The sequence below is a fragment of the Cohnella massiliensis genome (genome assembly GCF_900169535.1).
Classification (GTDB): Bacteria; Bacillota; Bacilli; order Paenibacillales; family Paenibacillaceae; genus Cohnella; species Cohnella algarum.
Genome location: NZ_LT821244.1, coordinates 1 through 20819, shown reverse-complemented (window position 1 = coordinate 20819; position 20819 = coordinate 1). Strand labels below are relative to the sequence as shown.

At 59.1% G+C, this 20819-nt stretch carries 16 protein-coding genes, 6 tRNA genes, 1 rRNA gene and 1 pseudogene; 5 read left to right on the top strand and 19 right to left on the bottom strand.

Annotation, left to right across the window (positions count from 1 at the left end; all coding sequences use genetic code 11):
• Window positions 1-446: 446 nt before the first annotated feature.
• From B7E11_RS01225 to hprK, 4 genes and pseudogenes are all read right to left on the bottom strand, one after another.
• Entirely contained in the window at window positions 447-938 is a 492-nt protein-coding gene (locus tag B7E11_RS01225) for an acyltransferase (protein ID WP_080831827.1), read from the bottom strand.
• Entirely contained in the window at window positions 935-1597 is a 663-nt protein-coding gene (gene ppaX / locus B7E11_RS01220) for a pyrophosphatase PpaX (RefSeq protein WP_080831826.1), read from the bottom strand. The genes B7E11_RS01225 and ppaX overlap by 4 nt, the downstream gene beginning before the upstream one ends.
• A 452-nt stretch (window positions 1598-2049) precedes the next feature.
• A pseudogene (gene lgt, locus B7E11_RS01215) lies at window positions 2050-2952 on the bottom strand (prolipoprotein diacylglyceryl transferase); the annotation flags it as partial.
• A 48-nt stretch (window positions 2953-3000) separates the two neighbouring features.
• Window positions 3001-3933, bottom strand: a complete 933-nt coding sequence (gene hprK / locus B7E11_RS01210; protein ID WP_080831824.1) for an HPr(Ser) kinase/phosphatase — start codon at window positions 3931-3933, stop codon at window positions 3001-3003.
• Window positions 3934-4132: 199 nt separating this feature from the next.
• On the opposite strand from hprK, the gene B7E11_RS01205 reads away from it, so the two are divergent.
• The 5 genes from B7E11_RS01205 to B7E11_RS01185 all read left to right on the top strand — a co-directional run bounded on the left by B7E11_RS01205 (window position 4133) and on the right by B7E11_RS01185 (window position 11513).
• Window positions 4133-6442: a helix-turn-helix domain-containing protein gene (locus B7E11_RS01205; RefSeq protein WP_176220562.1), complete on the top strand. Its 2310-nt coding sequence runs from the start codon at window positions 4133-4135 to the stop codon at window positions 6440-6442.
• Window positions 6443-6649: 207 nt separating this feature from the next.
• On the top strand, window positions 6650-7522 hold the full coding sequence (locus tag B7E11_RS01200) for an ABC transporter permease subunit (RefSeq protein ID WP_080831822.1): 873 nt from the start codon (window positions 6650-6652) through the stop codon (window positions 7520-7522).
• Between the two features lie 13 nt (window positions 7523-7535).
• Entirely contained in the window at window positions 7536-8432 is an 897-nt protein-coding gene (locus B7E11_RS01195) for a carbohydrate ABC transporter permease (RefSeq protein WP_080831821.1), read from the top strand.
• Between the two features lie 57 nt (window positions 8433-8489).
• Window positions 8490-10151 carry an ABC transporter substrate-binding protein gene (locus B7E11_RS01190; protein WP_080831820.1) on the top strand — a complete coding sequence of 554 codons (1662 nt, stop codon included), beginning with the start codon at window positions 8490-8492 and terminating at the stop codon, window positions 10149-10151.
• 75 nt (window positions 10152-10226) lie between these two features.
• Entirely contained in the window at window positions 10227-11513 is a 1287-nt protein-coding gene (locus B7E11_RS01185; RefSeq protein WP_080831819.1) for an alpha-L-fucosidase, read from the top strand.
• Window positions 11514-11590: 77 nt separating this feature from the next.
• On the opposite strand, the gene B7E11_RS01180 is transcribed toward B7E11_RS01185, so the two are convergent.
• The 15 genes from B7E11_RS01180 to B7E11_RS01110 all read right to left on the bottom strand — a co-directional run.
• Window positions 11591-12307 carry a GntR family transcriptional regulator gene (locus tag B7E11_RS01180; protein ID WP_080831818.1) on the bottom strand — a complete coding sequence of 239 codons (717 nt, stop codon included), beginning with the start codon at window positions 12305-12307 and terminating at the stop codon, window positions 11591-11593.
• Window positions 12308-12316: 9 nt separating this feature from the next.
• Window positions 12317-13333, bottom strand: coding sequence for a sugar kinase (locus tag B7E11_RS01175; protein ID WP_080831817.1), 1017 nt, complete (start codon window positions 13331-13333; stop codon window positions 12317-12319).
• Window positions 13326-14081, bottom strand: a complete 756-nt coding sequence (gene dagF, locus B7E11_RS01170) for a 2-dehydro-3-deoxy-phosphogluconate aldolase (RefSeq protein ID WP_080831816.1) — start codon at window positions 14079-14081, stop codon at window positions 13326-13328. The genes B7E11_RS01175 and dagF overlap by 8 nt, the downstream gene beginning before the upstream one ends.
• The gene (locus B7E11_RS01165; protein ID WP_240353596.1) at window positions 14074-15126 is read right to left on the bottom strand and encodes a DgaE family pyridoxal phosphate-dependent ammonia lyase; all 1053 of its coding nucleotides are present in this window, start codon (window positions 15124-15126) and stop codon (window positions 14074-14076) included. Before B7E11_RS01165 ends, dagF begins: the two co-directional genes overlap by 8 nt.
• Before the next feature lie 37 nt (window positions 15127-15163).
• Window positions 15164-16264: an amidohydrolase/deacetylase family metallohydrolase gene (locus B7E11_RS01160; RefSeq protein ID WP_176220568.1), complete on the bottom strand. Its 1101-nt coding sequence runs from the start codon at window positions 16262-16264 to the stop codon at window positions 15164-15166.
• Window positions 16265-16514: 250 nt separating this feature from the next.
• On the bottom strand, window positions 16515-17639 hold the full coding sequence (locus B7E11_RS01155; RefSeq protein ID WP_080831814.1) for an ABC transporter ATP-binding protein: 1125 nt from the start codon (window positions 17637-17639) through the stop codon (window positions 16515-16517).
• Between the two features lie 91 nt (window positions 17640-17730).
• Window positions 17731-18831: a PucR family transcriptional regulator gene (locus tag B7E11_RS01150; protein WP_240353210.1), complete on the bottom strand. Its 1101-nt coding sequence runs from the start codon at window positions 18829-18831 to the stop codon at window positions 17731-17733.
• A 72-nt stretch (window positions 18832-18903) separates the two neighbouring features.
• Window positions 18904-19851, bottom strand: coding sequence for an MraY family glycosyltransferase (locus B7E11_RS01145; protein WP_080831813.1), 948 nt, complete (start codon window positions 19849-19851; stop codon window positions 18904-18906).
• A 111-nt stretch (window positions 19852-19962) separates the two neighbouring features.
• Window positions 19963-20038, bottom strand: a tRNA-Lys gene (locus B7E11_RS01140).
• A gap of 7 nt (window positions 20039-20045) precedes the next feature.
• Window positions 20046-20129, bottom strand: a tRNA-Tyr gene (locus B7E11_RS01135).
• Between the two features lie 57 nt (window positions 20130-20186).
• Window positions 20187-20262: transfer RNA gene (locus B7E11_RS01130), tRNA-Phe, on the bottom strand.
• Window positions 20263-20288: 26 nt separating this feature from the next.
• Window positions 20289-20365 (bottom strand) — tRNA-Asp (locus tag B7E11_RS01125).
• Window positions 20366-20379: 14 nt separating this feature from the next.
• Window positions 20380-20455: transfer RNA gene (locus B7E11_RS01120), tRNA-Val, on the bottom strand.
• A gap of 17 nt (window positions 20456-20472) precedes the next feature.
• A tRNA-Met gene (locus tag B7E11_RS01115) sits at window positions 20473-20549 on the bottom strand.
• 156 nt (window positions 20550-20705) lie between these two features.
• A 23S ribosomal RNA gene (locus tag B7E11_RS01110) occupies window positions 20706-20819 on the bottom strand; the annotation flags it as partial.

Genomic DNA, 20819 nt, shown 5'->3' with positions numbered 1-20819 from the left:
ATTTCTGTCCAATCTAAACCGGCCTTTTGGCAAAACTCTCCGGCTTCGATGGATTTTGTGAAAACTAACCCTGGCCTTTTGGCGAAACTCGCTGGCTACGATGGATTTTATCCAATCAAAACCGGCTTTTTGGCGAAACTTTCCGGCTACGATGGATTTTGTCCAATCAGGCAAGGCCATTTTGTACTTTTCGGCCACAATCGCCGCTCTCCGTTGGAAAAATCCACTCTAGACCAAAGCTTCCCCGTTTTTCGCACTGCCCGTTGGATAAAATCCAACATAGGCCCGGCAATTTGAGTACGCACCTGCCCAGCCGTTCGCCAACCGTTACCCGGCCGTTCGCAACCGCTGCCAACCGTTGCCCGGCCGTTCGGAGACCGGTATCCGCCAAATCCCGCCCCTAAAAAACAAAATAACGGCCGCGAAGGACCGTTATTCGAAACGAATCAAGGTTTGCCGTCCGACCCGAGCTCGCGCAGCGGATTGCCGCCGACGCGGGCGCCCGGAGGCACATCCCGATGGACGACCGAGCCGGCCGCCACGACGGCGCCGTCTCCGATCGTCACGCCGGGCAGCACCGTAACGTTCGCTCCGATCATGACGTTGGAGCCGATCCGGATCGGGCCGAGCCGGTATTCCTTGATCAAATATTCGTGCGTCAGCAGCGTGGAATTGTAGCCGATGATCGAGTTGTCGCCGATCGAAATCTTTTCCGGAAAAAAGACGTCGACCATCACCATGAGCGCGAACGAGGTTTGCTTCCCGACCTTCATGCCGAGAACGCGGCGGTAGATCCAGTTTTTGACGCGAAGCTCCGGACAGTACCGGGCCAACTGAATAAACACGAAATTGCGTACCGCCTTCCAGCGGGAAACCGTATGGTATACCTGCCATAACGCATTCGGTCCGTCCACCGGGTACCGTTCGGTCTGTCTCAACGGGGCTCCGCCTCGATTCCGCATAAGGTGAGCAGCTCGTCCATGCTTTCGATCACGACTTCCGCGCCGGCTTCCCGCAACGCTACGCTCCCTTTCAGCGACCAGGCGACGCCGACCGGAATGGCGCCGGCTTGCCGCGCGGATTCGATATCGACCGCGCTGTCGCCGAGCATGACGGTGCGGCGCGGATCGGCGCCGAGCGCGTCCATCGCCTTGCGCACCGGCTCGGGGTGCGGCTTGGCGTTTTGCACGTCGTCCAGCGCCACGATGACATCCATATCGTCGAAAATGCCGAGCAGCTTAAGGGCATGAACGGACGTTTCGCGCATTTTGGTCGTGACGATGCCGAGCTTGAGGCCCGCCGCCTTGAGCTTGGGGACGGCTTCCGCCACTCCCGGAAACAGCGTCACCATTTCGTCGTGCCGCTGCAAGTTGTAGGCCCGGTACTTCTTCGTCAGTTCTTCGACTTCATCCCTGCCGGTGAAGATTTGCATTTGCATCGCGAGCGGGAGTCCCATTTTCGGGATGATGTGTTCCCGGGAGAACCCTTCCGGAACGACGCCCTCCAGCGCATGCAAAACTGATTCGATAATCAGCTCGTTCGTATCGATAATCGTCCCGTCCAGATCGAACAAAACGGTCGTAATCGCTTGTTTCATCATTCCTGCTCCTTATTTCCATCGTGCTGTCCAAGCGGATCTTGAGGGACGAATCATTCGTCGCGGCTCCGGCTTCGGCCGAGGGCTCAGTCCCCTCCGCCGCCTCCGCCGCCATCCGAGCCGCCGCCGCCGGAGTCCGAACCGCCGCTATGACCGCCGGAGCTCGATCCGCTGTCGGAGCTGCCGGAAAAATCGGAGCCCGACCGCGAATCGGAATCCGACCGGGAGTCGGCGGGATCGCCTCCGGACCGGGACCCGGAACGGCCGGAATAGCCGCCGCTGCCGGCGTCGTCCGCGCCTCCGGATGTTTTCGAATCGTCGTCAGGACGGCGATCGTCCCTGTCCCCGTATGCGCCGGCATTCGGGTCGTTCGCGATCGTCGAGCCCGCGTAGGCGTCGCTCCCCCGATCCGAAGCCGGCGCGCCGCCCGCCGAAGGCGCGACGCGGCGTTCGATCGGATCCAAGTAGCGCTCCTGAGCCGTCCCGTTGGACCGGCGCACGACGATAAAGACGATGGCCGCGATCACGATGAGCAACGCCAGCAGCTGCGAGCTGCGGACATTGCCGTACACCGGGTCCAGATAGCCCTGCTCGAAGCCGAGCCAGCCCATCGGCGACCAGATCGAATCCAGCAGCGAAGCGAGCCAGTCCGGTCCCTTGAACGCAAGGCTGTCCGTCCGAAGCGCTTCGATAAAGAAACGGCCGATCGAATACCAGGCGAAATAGAGGACGGACAGCTCGCCGACCCGGAGGAATTTCCGTCTCCTTACGACGAACAGCAGGATCAGGCCGACAAGGCTCCACAACGACTCGTACAAAAAAGTAGGGTGAACATACGTGCCGTTCACGTTCATCTGGTCGACGATGAAACCGGGCAGGCGCAGCGTATCCCGCAAAAACGATTCGCCGGCCTCCCCGCCGTACGCTTCCTGATTGACGAAGTTGCCCCAGCGTCCGATCATTTGCCCCGCCAGCAAGGACGGAACGCAAATGTCGAGAATGCGGATAAAAGAGTACCCTTTTTTCCGGCTGTAAATGTACCCGCAAATGAGCGCCCCGATAATGGCGCCGTAAATGGCGATGCCGCCTTCCCAGATTTGGATGATTTCCCCGGGATTCTCGCTATAGTAGTCCCATTTGAAGATGACGTAATACAAACGCGCGGCGATAATCGCCGACGGGGCTCCGAACAGCAGCAGGTCGAGGAAAAAATCGGAAGGAATTCCGAACCTTTTCCCCTCCCGGATGGCGAGCAGCAACCCGACAAGCGCGGCCAATCCAAGAATAATTCCGTACCAGTGCACCGAAATCGGCCCGATCGAAAAAGCAATGGGGTTCAACGCCAACGGCAACATCCGTCTCCTCCGTCTCCTCCCGCCCGCGGATGCCGCGGGCGGCCGTAATTAATCGTAGTCTTCGTCCGCGATCGCTTCCGTCAACTTGTTGGTAAACTGTTGGGCCGCATTGAAGCCCATCCGCTTGAGGCGGTAATTCATCGCGGCCACTTCCAGGATGACCGCCAGGTTCCGTCCGGGACGCACCGGGACGGTAACGAGCGGAATATCCGACTCGATGATGCGCGTCGTCTCCTCGTCCAGGCCGAGCCGGTCGTATTGCTTCTCCTGCTGCCAGTTTTCCAGCTTGATGACGAGGCTGATTTTCTTTTGCGTCAGGACGGCGCCGGCTCCGAACAGCGTCATGACGTTCAAAATGCCCAACCCGCGAATTTCCAGCAAATGCTGGATAAGCTCCGGGGCGTTGCCGTACAGCTGGTTGTCCGCCGTCTGGCGGATTTCGACCGCGTCGTCGGCGACCAGCCGGTGGCCGCGCTTGACGAGCTCCAGCGCCGTTTCGCTTTTGCCGATGCCGCTGCCGCCCGTGATGAGCATGCCGACCCCGTACACGTCGACCAGAACGCCGTGGATCGTGGCGGTCGGGGCCAATTTCTTTTCGAGAAAGTTCGTGATGCGGCTGATCAGAATCGTCGTGGCCATTCCGCTGCGCAGCACCGGGAAATTGCGCTCGTTCGCCACGCCGACAAGCTCCTCCGGCGCCTCGATGCCGCGGGTGATGATGATGCAGGGGGTTTCGTCCGCGCAGATGCGCTCGAGCCGCTCCCGCCGTTCGTCGGAAGTGAGCGTTTCGAGGAAGGCCAGCTCGGTCTTGCCCAGGATTTGGGCGCGATCCACCGGATAATAATCGTAATAGCCGGCCATCTCCAAGCCGGGCCGATTGAGGTCGTCGGTCTCGATCGTGCGGCGCAGGCCGTCCGCGCCCGCCACCACTTCCAATTGGAACTGCTGCACGAGTTCGGATACTCTTACTTTCTTGGCCATCGTACAGCTCCCTTCCCATCCGTTTATTTATTCATCGTATCGAAAATACCGCCGGAAATCAATGCAATCCGCTCGCCGGCCGAACGATTCGCTTTCGCGCGCCCGTTTATTTTCTTTATTGTCAAGGCCGTCGTTTTTCCTTACACTGAACCTTATCGGTCACGGCCGTATCGACACCGAGCCCGGGAGAGATCTCCTTATGTCCAAAGTAAATCGAAAAGTGAAAGTGTTGGCGCATTTTTTCGTACCCTACGCGGTCCTGCTGGCCGGCTTCGTGGCCGTCGGGCTGTACGCTTACGGCCGCACGGCGGCGCTCGTTGAAAATCAAACAAATGAAACCGCTTACGCTATCATGGCGCAAACCAAGGAAACCCTCGATCGGCGTTTCGAGGAAATCGAAACGATCTCCGAGCAAGTCGCCGGCAGCACGAAAGCGAGATCGTTCCCCTATGTCGGCGACCCGTTCGCCGGAACGAATCCGGCGCGCATTCTCGAGCTGCAGAAGGGCTTGTTCGATTATCCGCTGTTCAACCATTTCATTCTCGACTATTACATCGTCTACCCCGACATAGACCTCGCCGTATCCCCCCACAAAGTATATACGCTGCGGCAATTTTACGATTTGAAATTCCAATACGATGGCTTCAGCTTCGAACGGTGGAGAAGCGAGCTGTCCGACCGGTACCGGTATCGGACGTTCATGCCCGGTCAGTCCGCCGTTTACGACGGAAAGCGGCAGTCGGTCGTTTCCTACCTGCAGTCGTTCGGCACGAAGGACCGCGCCGCCCTCGTACTGATGCTCATCGACAACTCCCAGATCCAGAGCATGCTTCGCAAGCTGGTGCCGGGTTCCGGAGGGTTCGCGTTCATTACCGACGACCGAGGGCAAGCGATCAGCGGCACGGGGGGCTTCGCCTCCATCGCGTGGGCGGCCGATTTGCCCGACGGTTTCTCTTCCGTCGTAATCGACGGCCGCCGCATGCTCGTTACCCGCACCACATCGCAAATTAACGGGTGGACTTACGTATCGGCGCAGCCGGAATCGGTCGTGCTGCACAAGGTGCACTATTTCGAACAGCTCATTCTGACGATTATCGCGCTGGGCGTCACCCTTGGCCTTATCGCCGCGGCGCTGTTCGCCTACCGCAACAGCCGGCCGCTGTGGCTGCTGCTTCGCGCGCTGCCGGCGCAGCACGCCAACGGAACGAACGGGAAGCCCCGGAGCACCTGGGATGACGTCCGAACCTCGGTCGCCGGTCTCGTCTATCGCAACAACTCCCTGGAGGAAAAGCTGGAGCAGCAGGCGCCGCTGATCCGCAGCGGTTTTTACGAGCGGCTGCTGCGGGGGCAGTTCGCTTCCGACAAAGATATCGTCCTGGCCATGGAGCACTCGAGGTTGCAGTGGGAAGGGGACTATTTCGCCGTCGCCGTGCTTGCGATCTCCGGCTATGACGGCACGTACAACGAGGAAATGCTGACCGAGCTCGAAATTCGCAAAATGGCCGTTCGCGACGTCGTCGACCAAGCGTACGGGGGCTCAATGTCGGCGCACGATCTGGGAGAAAACCAGGTCGCGCTGGTGCTCAACGGCGACGCTCCGACATCCGCCGCCTTTCTTTCCGAATGCCTGAACAAGCTCAAGGAACTGCGCGCCCGGCTCGCCGGAACGCTCAACATCGCCGCATACGCGGCCGTCGGGGGCTGCTATTCCCGATTGACGGAAATCAGCCGTTCTTACGAGGAGGCCCGGCTGCTCCTGCAGCGGACAACCTGGACGGAAGCGCGTCCGGTCGTCTGCCGCGACGACGACGCTCCTCCCCTGCCGGCGTATTATTATCCGCCCGACGTCGAGCAGCGGCTGATCAATCTGGTCAAATCGGGCGATGTCGAAGAAACCGGGGCACTGCTCGAGCTGATCCGGAAAAGCAACCTGGAGGGAAGCGGCATGCCCGCGGGCGTCGGCCGCATTTTGCTCGGCGAAATGAGCGGCACGCTGCTCAAATGCATTGAGCAGACGCAGCCGGACGACCGTCTCGGCTCCGAGGAGCTGGACAGGGCGCTTGCGGCCGCCGAATCCGGGCGTTCGGCCAAAGACGCGTTCAAGGAACTGGCGGACGCGTTTCTGCAGATGAGCCGCAACATGAACGATCGCAAAAAAAGCCACAACACGCGATTAAAGGAAGAGCTGATTCGGCATCTCGACGAGCATTACATGCAAACCGATCTAAGCTTGAGCAAGCTGGCGGAAAGGTTCGGCATTTCCGAGGCGTACGTTTCCTACTTTTTCAAAGAACAAACCGGGGTCAACTTTTCGGACTATCTGGAAAACGAACGCATGAAGCACGCGAAGCGGCTGCTCGAGGAGAGCGACATGCCCGTGAACGAGGTAGCCGCCCGGGTAGGCTACTACTCCCTCAACACGTTCGGCCGGGCGTTCAAGCGGGCCAACGGACTGAGCGCGACCGAATACCGGAAAATGCGAAAGCCCCGCGCCCCGGGCGGGTTCTAAAAAAACGCACAGCGCTTGAATATGGAATAACAGCGCTTTCATGCGATTCTAAACGATTGCGCAACGGATGAAATCTTCCGCTTTACGCTCCCCATGCCCCCCCCTTATACTTCAAATCGCCGGCCGGCAAACGAAGCTTTCTTTCATCTGGCGCAAAGGGGGAACCGCCGCTTGAGATGGGTGCAGGATTGGAGAAGGGGTTGGCAATTGTACGCGCTGTTCGCGCTGCCTCTTCTGTATATCGTCTTGTTCAAATACGTGCCGATGTTCGGCAACGTCATCGCGTTCAAGCAATTCACGATATCCAAAGGCTTTTTCGGCAGTCCTTGGGTCGGCTTCGACCAGTTCGAACGGTTTTTCAATTCGTACGAATTTTGGCGGCTGCTGCGCAATACGCTCTCCATCAGTTTCTATATGCTGATCGCGGGCTTTCCTTTTCCGATTTTGCTCGCGGTCGGGCTTCATTACGCGCGCAGCGAGCGTTTCAAAAAAACGGTGCAGATGATCACGTATGCCCCGTATTTTATTTCGCTCGTCGTGCTGGTCGGGCTGCTGCTGCAGTTCCTCGACCCCCGCACGGGCGTCGTCAACCAGATCCTGGGCCTGTTCGGCGTCGAGCCGATCAACTTTATGGCCGAAGCGTCGTTGTTCCAGTCGATCTACGTCTGGTCGCACATTTGGCAAAACGTCGGATTCTCTTGCATCATTTTTTTGGCAGCGCTTTCCGGGATCGATCCTTCGCTTCACGAGGCTGCGGTCATCGACGGCGCCTCCAAAGCTCGGCGCATCTGGCACATCGATATCCCCGGCATTATGCCGATCGCGGTCATCATGCTCATTCTTAATACGGGCTCGGTGATGGAGACGGGCTTCGAAAAAATTTTGCTGATGCAAAATTCGCTGAATTTGCGGACGTCCGAGGTGATCGACACTTACGTGTACAAGGTGGGGCTCGTGTCGCAGGCGCTCAACTTCTCGTATGCGACCGCGATCGGTTTGTTCAAAGCGGTCATCGGCTTCATCCTGCTCGTCGTCGTCAATGCCTCGGCCAAGAAGCTCGGCCAGGAAAGCTTATGGTAGGAGGCATGGCAGGATGAATCAACGGGTCATCAAAGAGTCCAAAGGGGATCGGCTGTTCAATATCGTTAACGCGATCCTGCTTACGCTTGCGCTGATCGCCGTAGCCTATCCGCTGATCTACGTGTTCAGCGCGTCGTTCAGCTCCACGAGCGCGGTTTTGTCCGGACGCGTCTGGCTGTGGCCGGTCGAACCGTCGCTGGACGGGTACGAGGCGATATTCCAAAACGGCAATGTCGTTCGGGGCTTTCTCAATACGGTCATGTATACGGCGCTCGGCACGCTGCTCAACGTTGCGCTGACGATCATGGCCGCGTACCCGCTGTCGCGCCGGGATTTCAGGGGAAGAGCCGGCTTCATGCTGCTGTTTGTTTTCACCATGATGTTCAACGGCGGCCTTATTCCGAATTACTTGCTCGTCAAGGAGCTGAACATGCTCGATACGATCTGGGCGATGATCGTGCCGACGGCGCTGTCGGTATGGAACGTCATCATTATGAGAACTTACTTCCAGACGACGATTCCTTACGAAATGCTGGAAGCGGCCCAGCTTGACGGGTGTAGCGACTTTCGGTTTCTTACGCGAATCGTGCTGCCGCTGTCCGGCCCGATTTTGGCCGTTATCGCGCTGTTCTACGCCGTCGGGCACTGGAACCAGTATTTCAACGCAATGATTTATTTGAAAAATCCCGACCTGTATCCGCTGCAGCTCATTCTGCGCGACATTCTCGTGCAAAACGAGGTGAACGTCGACATGCTCGGAGACGTCAAAACCGCTGCGGCCAGACAGGGGCTGCGCGAGCTGCTGAAATATTCCCTGATCGTCGTTACGTCGCTCCCGCTGCTTATCGTGTATCCGTTCGTGCAAAAGTTCTTCGTCAAGGGCGTCATGATCGGTTCCGTCAAAGGATAACGCCCGCGGCGGGAACCGATGCCCGACGGCAACTCAAGCCCGTATAGGAGGATATCTATGAAAAAAGGTTACCCGGGTCTTCTTTCCGCCATTCTGCTGTTGACGTTCGTTCTCGCGGCCTGTTCCGGCGGCGGCGACGGGACATCCCGCTCGTCCGAGGCTTCCGGCTCTGCCGCCGCCAATCTGACCGAGGCGGGAACGTACCCGATCGTCAAGGAAAAAACGACGCTGAAAGTGATGGTCCGCGGCAATCCGCTCGTCGAAGATTTCGCGACGAACGAATTCACGAAGTGGTACGAAGAAAAAACGAACGTCCATATCGAATGGGAAGTCGTGCCGGAGCAAAGCTTGCAGGAAAAGCTGAACCTTGTGCTTGCCGGCGGGGATTATCCGGATGTGATTCTTGGCCTCAACGTTCCGCCTTCCCAGCAAATGATCTACGGTTCGGAGGGCACCTTTATCGCGCTGAACGATCTGATCGAGAAATACGGCGTGCAGACGAAGAAGCTGTTCACGGACAAACCCGAGGTCAAGAGAGCGATTACGGCGCCGGACGGCTCCATCTATTCGCTGCCGGAAATCAACGAATGCTACCACTGCTCGATGAACCAGAAAATGTGGATTTACAAGCCCTGGCTCGACAAGCTCGGACTCGATGTCCCGACGACGACCGACGAATTTTACGACGTGCTCATGGCGTTCAAGACGCAGGACCCGAACGGCAACGGCAAAGCGGACGAGGTTCCGCTCTCTATCACGAACAAAGCGTGGGGATCGCCGATCGACGCGTACCTGATGAATTCCTATATCTACAATCCGATGTACGGCGACACGAAGCATCTGTTCGTAAAGGACGGCAAGCTAGACGTCGCGTACAACAAGCCGGAATGGAAGGAAGGGCTTCGATATCTGAACAAGCTTTATGAAGACGGCCTGCTGACCTCGGAATCGTTCACCCAGGACAACAACCAGCTCATTCAGCTCGGCGAAAACCCGGATACGGTGCTGCTCGGCGCTTCGACGGGCGGCACGACGGCCGCGTTCACGCAGCTGCTCGGCGACAGCGGCCGATGGGCGGAATACGTAACGGTGCCGCCGCTCGAAGGACCCGCCGGCGTCCGGTACGCGCCGAACGATCCCGCGATCCTGGTGCCCGGAACCTTCATTATTACCGACAAGGCCAAAAATCCGGAAATCGCCTTCCGCTGGGCGGACGGATTGTACGAGTACGAGCATACGCTGCGCAGCAACTACGGCCGCCCGGGCACGGAATGGCGCGAAGCGGAAGCCGATGAGCTCGGCATCAACGGAGAACCGGCAAAGTGGGCGGAGGTCGAGCCGTTCGGAAAAGTGCAAAACGTTCATTGGGCGCAGACCGGCCCGTCGCTCCGCTCCAACGAGTTCCGCCTGAGCGCGGTCGCCAAGGGAGACGACGATCTGGAAGTCATCCTGTACAACGAAACGAAAAACAATTACGAGCCGTACAAACCGACCGACGTCTCTTCCGTGCCGCCGCTGTTCATGACGAACGAACAGGCGACCGAATCCGCCGATCTGGCGAAGACGATCAACGACTATGTCGATGAAATGATGGCCCGCTTCGTTCTCGGCGACGCCGATCTCGACAAGGATTGGGACACCTATGTCAAAACGCTCGACAACATGAACCTTGGCCGGCTGATCGAAATTTATCAGGAAGCCTACTCGGCGATGCAGTAAAGCTTATTGACGAACGGAAGGCCCCGCTCCCCTTGCGGAGCGGACCTTCCGACAAGACGGGAGGAAACGCGCTTGATGACGAGAGAAGAAAGAACAAAGCGGTTTTTGCATGACCGGTTCGGCCTGTTTATCCATTGGGGGCTGTATGCGATTCCCGCCCGAGGCGAATGGGTTCGCAGTCACGAAAGGATAAGCAAGGCGGAATACGAGCGCTATTTCGCGGAATTCGACGCGTCCCGCTACGATCCGAAAGCCTGGGCGCGGGCGGCCAGGGAGGCCGGGCTGAAGTACGCCGTGCTGACGACGAAGCACCACGACGGCTTCTGCCTGTTCGACAGCGGGCTGACCGAGTACAAGGCGACGAACGCGCCGGCCGGCCGCGATCTGGTGCGGGAATACGTCGACGCGTTCCGGGCGGAAGGACTCGGCATCGGCTTTTATTATTCGCTGATCGATTGGCATCATGACGATTATCCGGCTTACGGCGACCGCTACCATCCCGAGCGGGACAATGAGGCGTTCAGGGACAAGCCGATCGATTTCGACCGCTATGTCGCGTACATGCACGGCCAGGTGAAGGAGCTGCTGACGACCTACGGCAAAATCGACATCATGTGGTTTGATTTTTCCTACGACGACATGACCGGCGAAAAGTGGAAGGCGTCCGAGCTCGTCGGCATGATCCGGTCGCTTCAGCCCCACGTCGTCATCGACAACCGGCTCGGCAATATCAATGCGAAGCTGCCGGAATCGTATGCCGGCGACTTCTATTCGCCGGAGCAGATCATTCCGCCGGGCGGCATCGTCGATGCGAACGGCCGGCCGCTTCCGTGGGAGGCGTGCATCACGCTGAACGAAAATTGGGGCTATTACGCGGAGGACCGGGCGTTCAAGCCGCCGATGCACATCGTCCGCGCGCTCGTCGAATGCGTCAGCAAAAACGGCAACCTGCTGCTCAACGTCGGTCCGGACGCGAAGGGCGAAATTCCGCGCGAATCGCTGGACGCGCTGGCCGGGGTCGGGGAATGGCTGCGGCGGAACGGCGACAGCATTTACGGGTGCGGCGCGTCGGAGCTGCCGAAGCCGGAATGGGGCCGTTATACGCGGAAGGGCGACAAGCTGTACGCGCACGTCTACGATCGCGGCATCGGACCGATCTACTTCCAGGGGCTCAAAGGGAAAATCAAACAAGCCCGCCTGCTCCGCGACGGCTCCGAACTGAGCGTATCGGTGCCGTGGATGGCCGACCACTACTCCGACACCGACACCGGAGCGTTCATCCTGCTGAAGGGGGCGGAGCTGCCCGACGAATGGGATACGGTTATCGAGCTGGAGCTGCTGCCCGAAGGCGAGCGGGCTTAAGCGCCGTTCGAAGCCGATAGCCGAAAACGGGCGCGCCTGATTTTCGCGGCGCGCCCGTTGCGGCGGCACAACGGCGTTTACGCATCGTAGTTTACCAAGTAATGCTGCAGCTCGGTGTTGTAGAACCCGACGCTGTGCTCGACGGCGTTGCCTTCGACGTCGAACGAATACCGCAGCCGCTTCAGCAGCGGCGCGCCTTCGGGCACCCCCAGCAGCTTTCCGGTCTCGGCCGAAGCGAAGCCGACCGTAAAGCGGTCCCGGAAGCTTTCCAGCTCGATCCGGCTCTCCTCGATCAGATCGTACAGCGACTGCATGTCGGGCAAGCCCGCGGCTTCGTCCAGCCATACGGCTTCGGAAAAGAAATGAATGTAATGGATAAACGGCTCCCCGTCCAGAAAGTAGAGTCGCTCGATTTTCCGGCAGCGCGCTCCGAACAGACGGCGGAGCTCCGTCCCTTCCTCGATGTCCGCGAGCGCTGCGCCCAGCACTTTTTTTTCGATTTTGTGGCCTTCTTCGACCAAAATTTCCGTGAACCGCTTCCCCTTGGACAGCTTGGAAAAGGAGGTGTTTCGCAGCACGATCGTGCCGACGCCGCTTTTTTTCTCGACGTAGCCTTCCTGGGCCAGCTCCTGCATGGCGCTGCGGATCGTCATTTTGCTTACCTGGAATTCCTTCTCCAGCAGCGGCTCCGAAGGAATGTTCGTGCCGAGCGGATAGACTCCGTGCAAAATGCGGTCCTTGATGATCTTTTTGACCTGCAAATATAAAGGGCCTTTTTTACGCGTTATCGACAAGCCTTCTCCCTACCTTTCGATATCCCGGGAAGCGCCGGTCATCGCCCGCAGCACTTCCGCTTCGGTGGCGATCGGCGTGTCTCCCGCCACCGTATGGGCGAGCATCGCCGCCGCCGCCGCAAACTCGACCGTCTCCCGGGGAGGAAGCCCCTTTGCCGCGCCGTGAAGGATCCCGCTTGCGTAGGCGTCCCCCGCGCCGATCCGGTCGTGCACCTGAAAAGTCAGCGTGTCCGAGAAGACGAACTCCCCTTCGCGGTACATAAAGCCGGTCAGCGAGTGCGAATTGTCGCCGTTGACGCCGCGGTGCGTTCCGGCGATCGTTCCGATGCCGTATCGCCGCGCGACCTGGGGAATCAATTCCTTCAACTGCCCCGTTCGATCCCGTTCGCTCGTCCGCATGCCAAGGGTCAGCATCGCGTCCCGCTCGTTCATCAGCACGATGTCGGCAAGCGCCAGCATCTCCTCGTAATGCGGCTTCGCCGCGGCATAGCCTTCCTCGCCCCACAAGGCCGGCCGATAGTTGCAGTCGAACGCGACCGCAGCCCCGGCTTGCTTCGCTTCCGCGGCAAACCGCTTCATCTGCTCTCGGACGCCGTCATTCATCGCGAGCGTAATGCCGCAGAAATGAACGTAATCGGCGAGCCCGGCGATTTCGGAAAAATCGTACGGCCCGGCCGCCACCCGGTTAAAGCTGCTGCCCTGCCGGTCGGCGTACGTCACGCGGCTCGGCCGGACGCCGAAGCCGTTCTCCAGAAAGTACATGCCGATGTACTTCCCTCCCCGGCTGACGTACGTCGTCGCGATGCCGAGCTTGCGGAGGAAGGCGACCGCCGCGTCGCCGACCGGATTGTCCGGCAGCGTCGTGACGAGGTAGCTTTCATGGCCGAAACGGGACAGAGCCGAGATGACGTTGACCCCGGTTCCCGAGAACGTGTACCGGAGAGTATCGCTTTGCGCGAGGGAATCGAAGCCCGGCACCTGCAGGCGCATCATCACTTCTCCGAAGGCCGCGATTTTTTTAGGCATGGCGGTCCACCAGCGCCGTCAGCGCCTCGAGCAGCGCTTCCACGTCGCCTGTCCTCGTATCGCCGGTCGCCGGATCGATAATGGACGAGTAGACGTGCGGGATGACCTGGGGCACGCCCGCCTGCAGCGCGATTTCGACGATCGGCCTGAAGTTGTCCGGGTCGATGCCGCCCGTCGGCTCCAGCGCGAAGCCTTCCTCCCCGCACGCTTTCGCCACGGCGCGGTATTCGTCCTCCAGCTTCAGGCCCTGCATCGGAAAATATTTCAGCGCGTTGCCGCCCATATCCCGCACGAGCGCGATTGCCGCCTTCACCGGGACGATCGCCTGCTCGGAGGCGCTTCCGCTGATCGGCCCGGTTGAAAGATTGACGTAGCCGGCGCGGCCGCTGGGCGAAACGAGGCCGTTGATCCAGCCGGGACAGCCGTTCAGGTTGGCGCGGGTGGCGCCGACGGCGGGAAACACTTGATTGATGTGGGCCCCGGCATACGATTTCGCGATCTCGGCCACGACCTCGGCCTGGCGGCTGTCGCCGGCGCCGAGGCCGATCGACACGGCATCCTCGATCGCCTCCCCGTACCGCTTCATGCCGGCGACCGCCTCCGCGGCATTCGGGTAATGTTTGGACAGCACGCCGACGAGGACATGGCCCCGGGCCGCCGCGAACACCTCTTTGGCGTTTCGCACGCTGCCGGCCAGCACGTTCAGCGCCGCGCGGCCTCGGTAAAGACGGTTCTGCAAATCAGCCATGGGCCGACCCTCCGATAATTTCGTTTATTCTCGCTACGATAACCGCCATATCGTCTCCCTGCAGCGAGCGGGGATCGATGTCGAAGTACCCCTGCCGGACTCCGTAATCCCTTGTGTAAACGGCAATGGCGCCCTCGCGCAGCGCGTCGTTCACTTCCTTCGCGGTCACCCCCGCCGCTTGGGCGTCCACCCGAACGCGCCCGCGATAAATCGCTCGTCCCGCCTCGTCCCGCACGATCGAAACCGTCACGCCGGGCAGCCCGGACAACGCGTCCAGCGCCTTGAGCGCTTCCTTCTCCCGCTCGCTGCGGTCTTCCTTGCGCATATATTCGTCCAGCGCCTGCAGCAGGCCGAACGTCGATTCCTTGCCGACCTTCATGCTGCGTCCGATGCCGTGCAGCTGGACCTTCACCCAGTCGACGTATTTGCGCTTGCCGGCGACGAGCCCGGAAGTCGGCCCTTCGATCGCCTTGGAGCCGCTGTAAATGGCGAGATCGGAGCAGGTCACGTATTTGCGGAGCTCTTCTTCCGCGGCGGCATCCACGATCAGGGGAACGCCCCGGCTTTGGGCGACTTCCCACGCTTCCTCCGCGGAAATCACGTTTTTCTGTACGCAGTGATGGGATTTCACGTACAGAATGGCGGCGGTGCGCTCCGAGATCGCCGCTTCGATGTGCTCCTTGCGCCCTTCGTTCGCGTAGCCGACCTCGATCAGGCGGCCTCCGCCCAGGTAGACCATCGTTTCCACCGGAGCGCCGTACTGCACGTTGTGCCCTTTCAGCAGGATGATCTCGTTTTTCGGCAGCGGATCCTGATGGAGGCGCAAGCTTTTGCGGACATCGCCTTCGGTCACGACGGCCGCCACCGTCAGCGCGATGCCGCTCGAGGCGGAATTGACGACGACGGCCGCCTCCGAACCGAGAATTTCGGCGACGTAATCGCCCGCCTTGTCGACCAAATCGGCCATTTCCACGTAGTTTTGGCCGCCCTCCTTCATCGCTTCCATCACCGTATCGGTCGGCGCCGAGACGCCCAGAATGCTCATCCGGCCGCTCGCGTTCACGACCCTCTTCAATCCGTATTTAGCAAGTATAGTAGCTGCCACCGATCACTACCCCTTTCGCTTCGACATATGCTTCCGCCAATCGGCGCTCCCCTTCGGAATCGACCAGCACGCGCTTTCCTTTCTTCACTTCGAACAAGGTCAGGTTCGCCTTGTCGCCGACCCGGATCCGGCCCAGCTCCGGCTTGTTCAGCCATGCGGCGGCGCGAACGGTCACCGCGTCCACGACTTCCCGTAGCGAATAGCCGAGGCTCAGAAACTTGCTCATCACGTTGGCCATCCCATATACGGGTCCTTCCAGCCGGTTGCCGCGGTAAATGTCGGTGCTGATCGTCCCCAGCCCGATGCTGCAGCGACGCGCCTGCTCGGCCGCCCGGAACGAGAAGCTCGCCGTGCCGTGCCCGACGTCCAAATGGACGCCCCTTCGGATCGCGTCGGCGAGCCCTTCGACCGGCGTCCCGTCGGGGCGGAACAGATTGTTCGGCTTCCCGTTCAAATAATGGGTGACGATATCGCGTTCTTGCAGCAGGGCAAGAATGTCCTCGATCGCGGGAGGCGCCGAGCCGATATGGACCATGAGCGGAAGCCCGGTTCGCCCGGATATTCGGCGCGCCAGCCGCAGCGGCTCGATCCCGTTGTCCTTGACGACGCTGCCGCTCATTCGCGCTTTCAGTCCGACGATGAAATCGCCGTTCTCCCGCACCGCCGCGGCGGCCTTTTCCTCGTCGATCCACGCAAGCCGCGAAAGCTCGTCGACACGCGCAAGCCCGATATGCGAAACGTTCAAAAAGGCGAATACGCCCGTTCTCGCCCCCTTCGCGCTCTTCCTGAGCTCCGCGATCCGGTCGGCCCCGCAGCTGCCTGCGTCCACGATCGTCGTGACCCCCTGCTTCACGCCGATCTCGTCGATTTCGTCCCCGTACGGCTCGAACTCCGGAAACGCATGCACGTGCAGATCGATCCACCCGGGCGAGACGTACAGGCCCGTGCCGTCGAATCCGCCTTCCCCTTTCGCCTTCCCTCCCGGAACGATTTCCGCCACGATTCCGTTCCGGATGACGACGTCGATTTCCCGCTCGTCCGGCAGCTTCACTTTTTGCAGCACGAAAGAACCGTTCACTTCCCTCATCCCAACTTTCCGCAGCCCGGTTTTCATATGGAGCTCCTTTGTTCAGGATAAGGATAACACAACGGAACGAAAAATTAAACATAACGTTATAATGTTTATAGCATTCCTTCGCAAAACGAGCGCCAGCAACGTTCGTTCGCTCCGAATCGCCGCTTGAAGTCGGGGTCGAAAGTCCGCCATCCCTGCCGACCGCAATAAAAGCGCCCGGCCGATTGGCCGAGCGCTTGGGGGTAAGAGCTTATTATTCCGTTTCCAGAATGTTGAGCTCGCTGTCCTTGTCGAAAAGATGAACCTTGTTCATGTCGATCGCCAGCTTGACGTTTTGGCCTTCTTGCAGCGTGGTCCGTCCGTCGACGCGAGCGATGACGCTGTCCTTGCCCAGACCGGCCAAGTACAGGAGCGTTTCGTGACCGAGGTTTTCGCATACTTCGATGTTTGCGTTAACGATCGATTTCGGCGAAGCCTCGATGAAGACCGGCTCTTCGTGAATGTCTTCCGGACGGAAGCCCAGGATCACTTCGCGGCCGATGTAGCCTTTGCCGCGGAGCACTTTCGCTCTGCCTTCCGGAATTTCGACGTTGATGCCCGTTGCTTTGAAGTGAACGGCGCCGCCTTCTTCCGTCAATTGGCCCGTTACGAAGTTCATTGCCGGAGCGCCGATGAAGCCTGCGACGAACAGGTTAATCGGATGGTTGTACAGCTCTTCCGGAGTAGCCGCTTGCTGAATGAAGCCGTCTTTCATAACGACGATGCGGTCGCCCATCGTCATGGCTTCCGTTTGGTCGTGGGTTACGTAGATGCAAGTCGTCTCAAGACGCTTCATCAGTTTGGAGATGCTCGCCCGCATTTGCGTACGCAGCTTGGCGTCCAAGTTGGAAAGCGGTTCGTCCATCAGGAACACTTGCGGTTCGCGGACAATCGCGCGGCCGAGAGCGACCCGTTGGCGTTGACCGCCGGACAGAGCCTTCGGCTTGCGGTCGAGCAAATGCTCGATTTCCAGCGTTTTTGCGGCTTCGCGAACGCGGCGGTCGATTTCGTCCTTGCGGAATTTCCGCAATTTGAGGCCGAAAGCCATGTTTTGATATACGTTCATGTGCGGATACAGCGCGTAGGATTGGAATACCATCGCGATGTCGCGGTCTTTCGGAGCGACGTCGTTCACGACGCGGTCGCCGATGTACAGCTTGCCTTCGGAAATTTCTTCGAGACCTGCGATCATCCGCAGCGTAGTCGATTTGCCGCAGCCGGAAGGACCTACCAGCACCAGGAATTCCTTATCTTGAATGTCGAGGTTAAAGTCGGTTACCGAAGCTTTGTCGGAACCCGGATATTTTTTATAAACATGCTCTAAACGTACGCCTGCCATTTTATAGTTCCCCCTAACGACTCGTTTAAGGTACGTTCTTATCTTACCGCAGAGGGGTGTCGAATGACTATGCACAAAGCGTACAAAAAATTCATTTCCTTTTCGTAACTTTGTACAATAGCAGCATAATGCGGACAAGAACCGCGTCGTTGAAGGACCGAACGTCGAGTCCCGTCTCCTGCTTCAGCTTGTCGAGCCGGTACAGCAGCGTATTGCGGTGAATGAATAGTCTTTTCGCCGTTTCGCTTACGTTGCAATCCATGGCGAAAAAAGCGTCCAGCGTCGACACCGTTTCCGCGTCGTTGAACAGATCGAGCCGCGGCATCATCTGTTCCATGAACCGGGCTTTCGCCGGGTCGGGGATTTCGTTCAGCAGCCGCTCCAGGTGAATGGCCCAAGGGACGTGGACTTGCGTGCCGACGTGATACTTCCGTCCCAAATAAATCGTATCGCGAAGCATGCCGACGGCCTGGATCAAGCTTTCGGTAGGAATCATCGGCTCGCCTACGGCGACGTAGCATTCCCCGCCCCACTGCTCGGTGAACATTTGCTGCAAGCCGGTAGCCAGCGAAAAGAGCGCCTCTTTCGTTTCTTCGCGGTCGATCACGTCGCCTTCCCCCGAGTCGATTTCCGCCAATAGCCGATCCGAACCGAGGATAAGCCATTCCCTCTCCTGCAGCGGAACCAGCATCATTTCGTCGGAAATAAACGAGCGCAGCACTTTTTCCAGTTCGGCGTAGGAAGGCTCGCGCTCGTCCGTTTGGTCGTTCAGCAGAAGGAAAGGAATCATGCCGTCGAACAGCTTGCCGCGGGTTTCCAGCCAATCGGGGACTTCGACCCGGGTTTCTCCCGACAAAATGCACTGTTCGATCCATTCGCCCAAGCGGCGCGCCTGACGCTCCTGGTCGCTGCCGGCGACGGGGGACGGCTTGCCCGACTGCTGCTGAAGCGCCCATTTGAGCAGCTCTTTTTCGAGCGGGGTCAGCTCGGCTTCGGTCCGGATATAGCCGATTTCCTTCGTTTCGATTTTCGTGGCGAGCAGGCATCCGCCTTCCAGTTGAACGTAGTCGCCGATCTCGGGAAACTTTTTGCCGCCGATGCTTTCCCATTCGGCCTTCTTCATCGTCCCCGCCGTCACCGGAGCGCCCAACAAATGCTGCAGCTGCTGCAGCTTCGTCTTGATCAACGCCATGGTCCGCCCCTTTCCCCGATTCGTTACCATTATTGTAACATAATCGAAGGGGCAAAGGCTTTTAAACCCATCCTAACGGAGAATGAGCAGAATGACGATGGACGTCAAGGCAAAAACGGAGGCGATCAAATAAAGGAAGGAAACGGTTTGAACCTGGGTCAGCCCCCATTTCATCAGACTGTGGTGAGTGTGCAAATTGTCCGCCCGGTGAAGTCCTTTGCCCTCCAGCAGTCTTCTCGTAAAGACGACCGCCGTGTCCAGAATCGGAACGCCCAAGGCCAGCAGCGGAACGAGCAGCGACAGGAAGGTCGCTCCCTTGAGCGTGCCCTCGATGGCGGTCACCGCAAGCGTGTAGCCGAGAAACGTCGCCCCCGCATCCCCCATGAAAATTCTCGCCGGGTGAAAATTGTACGCCAGAAACGCCAGGCACGAGCCCGCCAGCGCGACCGCGATCAGAGCCGTCACTTCCTGGCGGCCGATCAGCGACGCCGCGAACAAGGTTAGCGAGGATATGACGCAAACGCCGGAAGCGAGGCCGTCCATGCCATCGATAAAATTCATCATGTTGATCAGCGCAAACACCCATACCGCGGTAAAAAAAAGGCCCCAGCCGTCGGTAAACACGATCATCGCCGACGAGGAAGGGGAGGAAATGCCCGATATCGAAATACCGTAAGCTCCGGGCAGCAGGGCGACGGCAACGTAAAGCACGAGTCTCGGCCATACGGGAAATTCCCGGCCGCGCGATTTGAAAGCGTCGTCGGCCAACCCGATCGCAACCAGCGCCCCTCCTCCGACGGCAAGCGTGCACACGAGCGGAGAGTCCCCTAGCCAGAGGAAAGACGTCGCGACAACGCCCGCGTACAAGGCAACCCCGCCGCTGAGCGGAACGGGGCGGCTATGGATTTTGCGCCTGGCCGGCCGATCGACGAAGCCGATGCGAAGCGCAGCGGCCCTGACAAAAGGAACCAGCAAAAAAACGAACAAAAATGAAAAGCCCAATGCGTATATGTACATCATGGCAGGCCCTCCGGCGGACAGGATACCTTTAATTTGCCCGATAAGACGACCGCCATACCAAAAGGCGAAAACACAAAAAAACAGACGTTCGCACGTCTGCCGTTCGTGAACTGGTGAGCCATGAAGGACTCGAACCTTCGACACCCTGATTAAAAGTCAGGTGCTCTACCAACTGAGCTAATGGCTCGGGTAAATGGTGGAGGGTGATGGATTTGAACCACCGAACCCGAAGGAACAGATTTACAGTCTGCCGCGTTTGGCCACTTCGCTAACCCTCCACGTGACCTCCGGATAGCTTTAGCACCCGAGCGCTCGCTTATACCGGTAAAAACAAATGGTGGCTCGGGACGGAATCGAACCGCCGACACGAGGATTTTCAGTCCTCTGCTCTACCAACTGAGCTACCGAGCCGTACATTTTATGCGATTTTAGAAAAATGGCGGAGCTGACGGGATTCGAACCCGCGGTCTCCTGCGTGACAGGCAGGCATGTTAGGCCTCTACACCACAGCTCCATGATCGATATGAATGGTGGAGGCTGAGGGGATCGAACCCCCGACCCTCTGCTTGTAAGGCAGATGCTCTCCCAGCTGAGCTAAGCCTCCATGAAGGAAAATAAGTATGGTAGCGGCGGAGGGGATCGAACCCCCGACCTTTCGGGTATGAACCGAACGCTCTAGCCAGCTGAGCTACGCCGCCATACCTCGCTGCGAACGGACGGCTTGTCCGGACGAGCCAGATGTGTTTGCAGTCATCGTTCAAAGCTTGCGCCTTGATAACCGGATACGAAACGAATGCGCATGGTTGTTTGCTGGCTTGCTTCCCGTCCGCTCCATGCCCGAAGGCGCTTCGCTTTAGGATAAGCCCTCGACCGATTAGTACTCGTCAGCTCCACACGTTGCCGCGCTTCCACCCCGAGCCTATCAACCTGGTGTTCTTCCAGGGGTCTTACGAATTGGGAAATCTCAT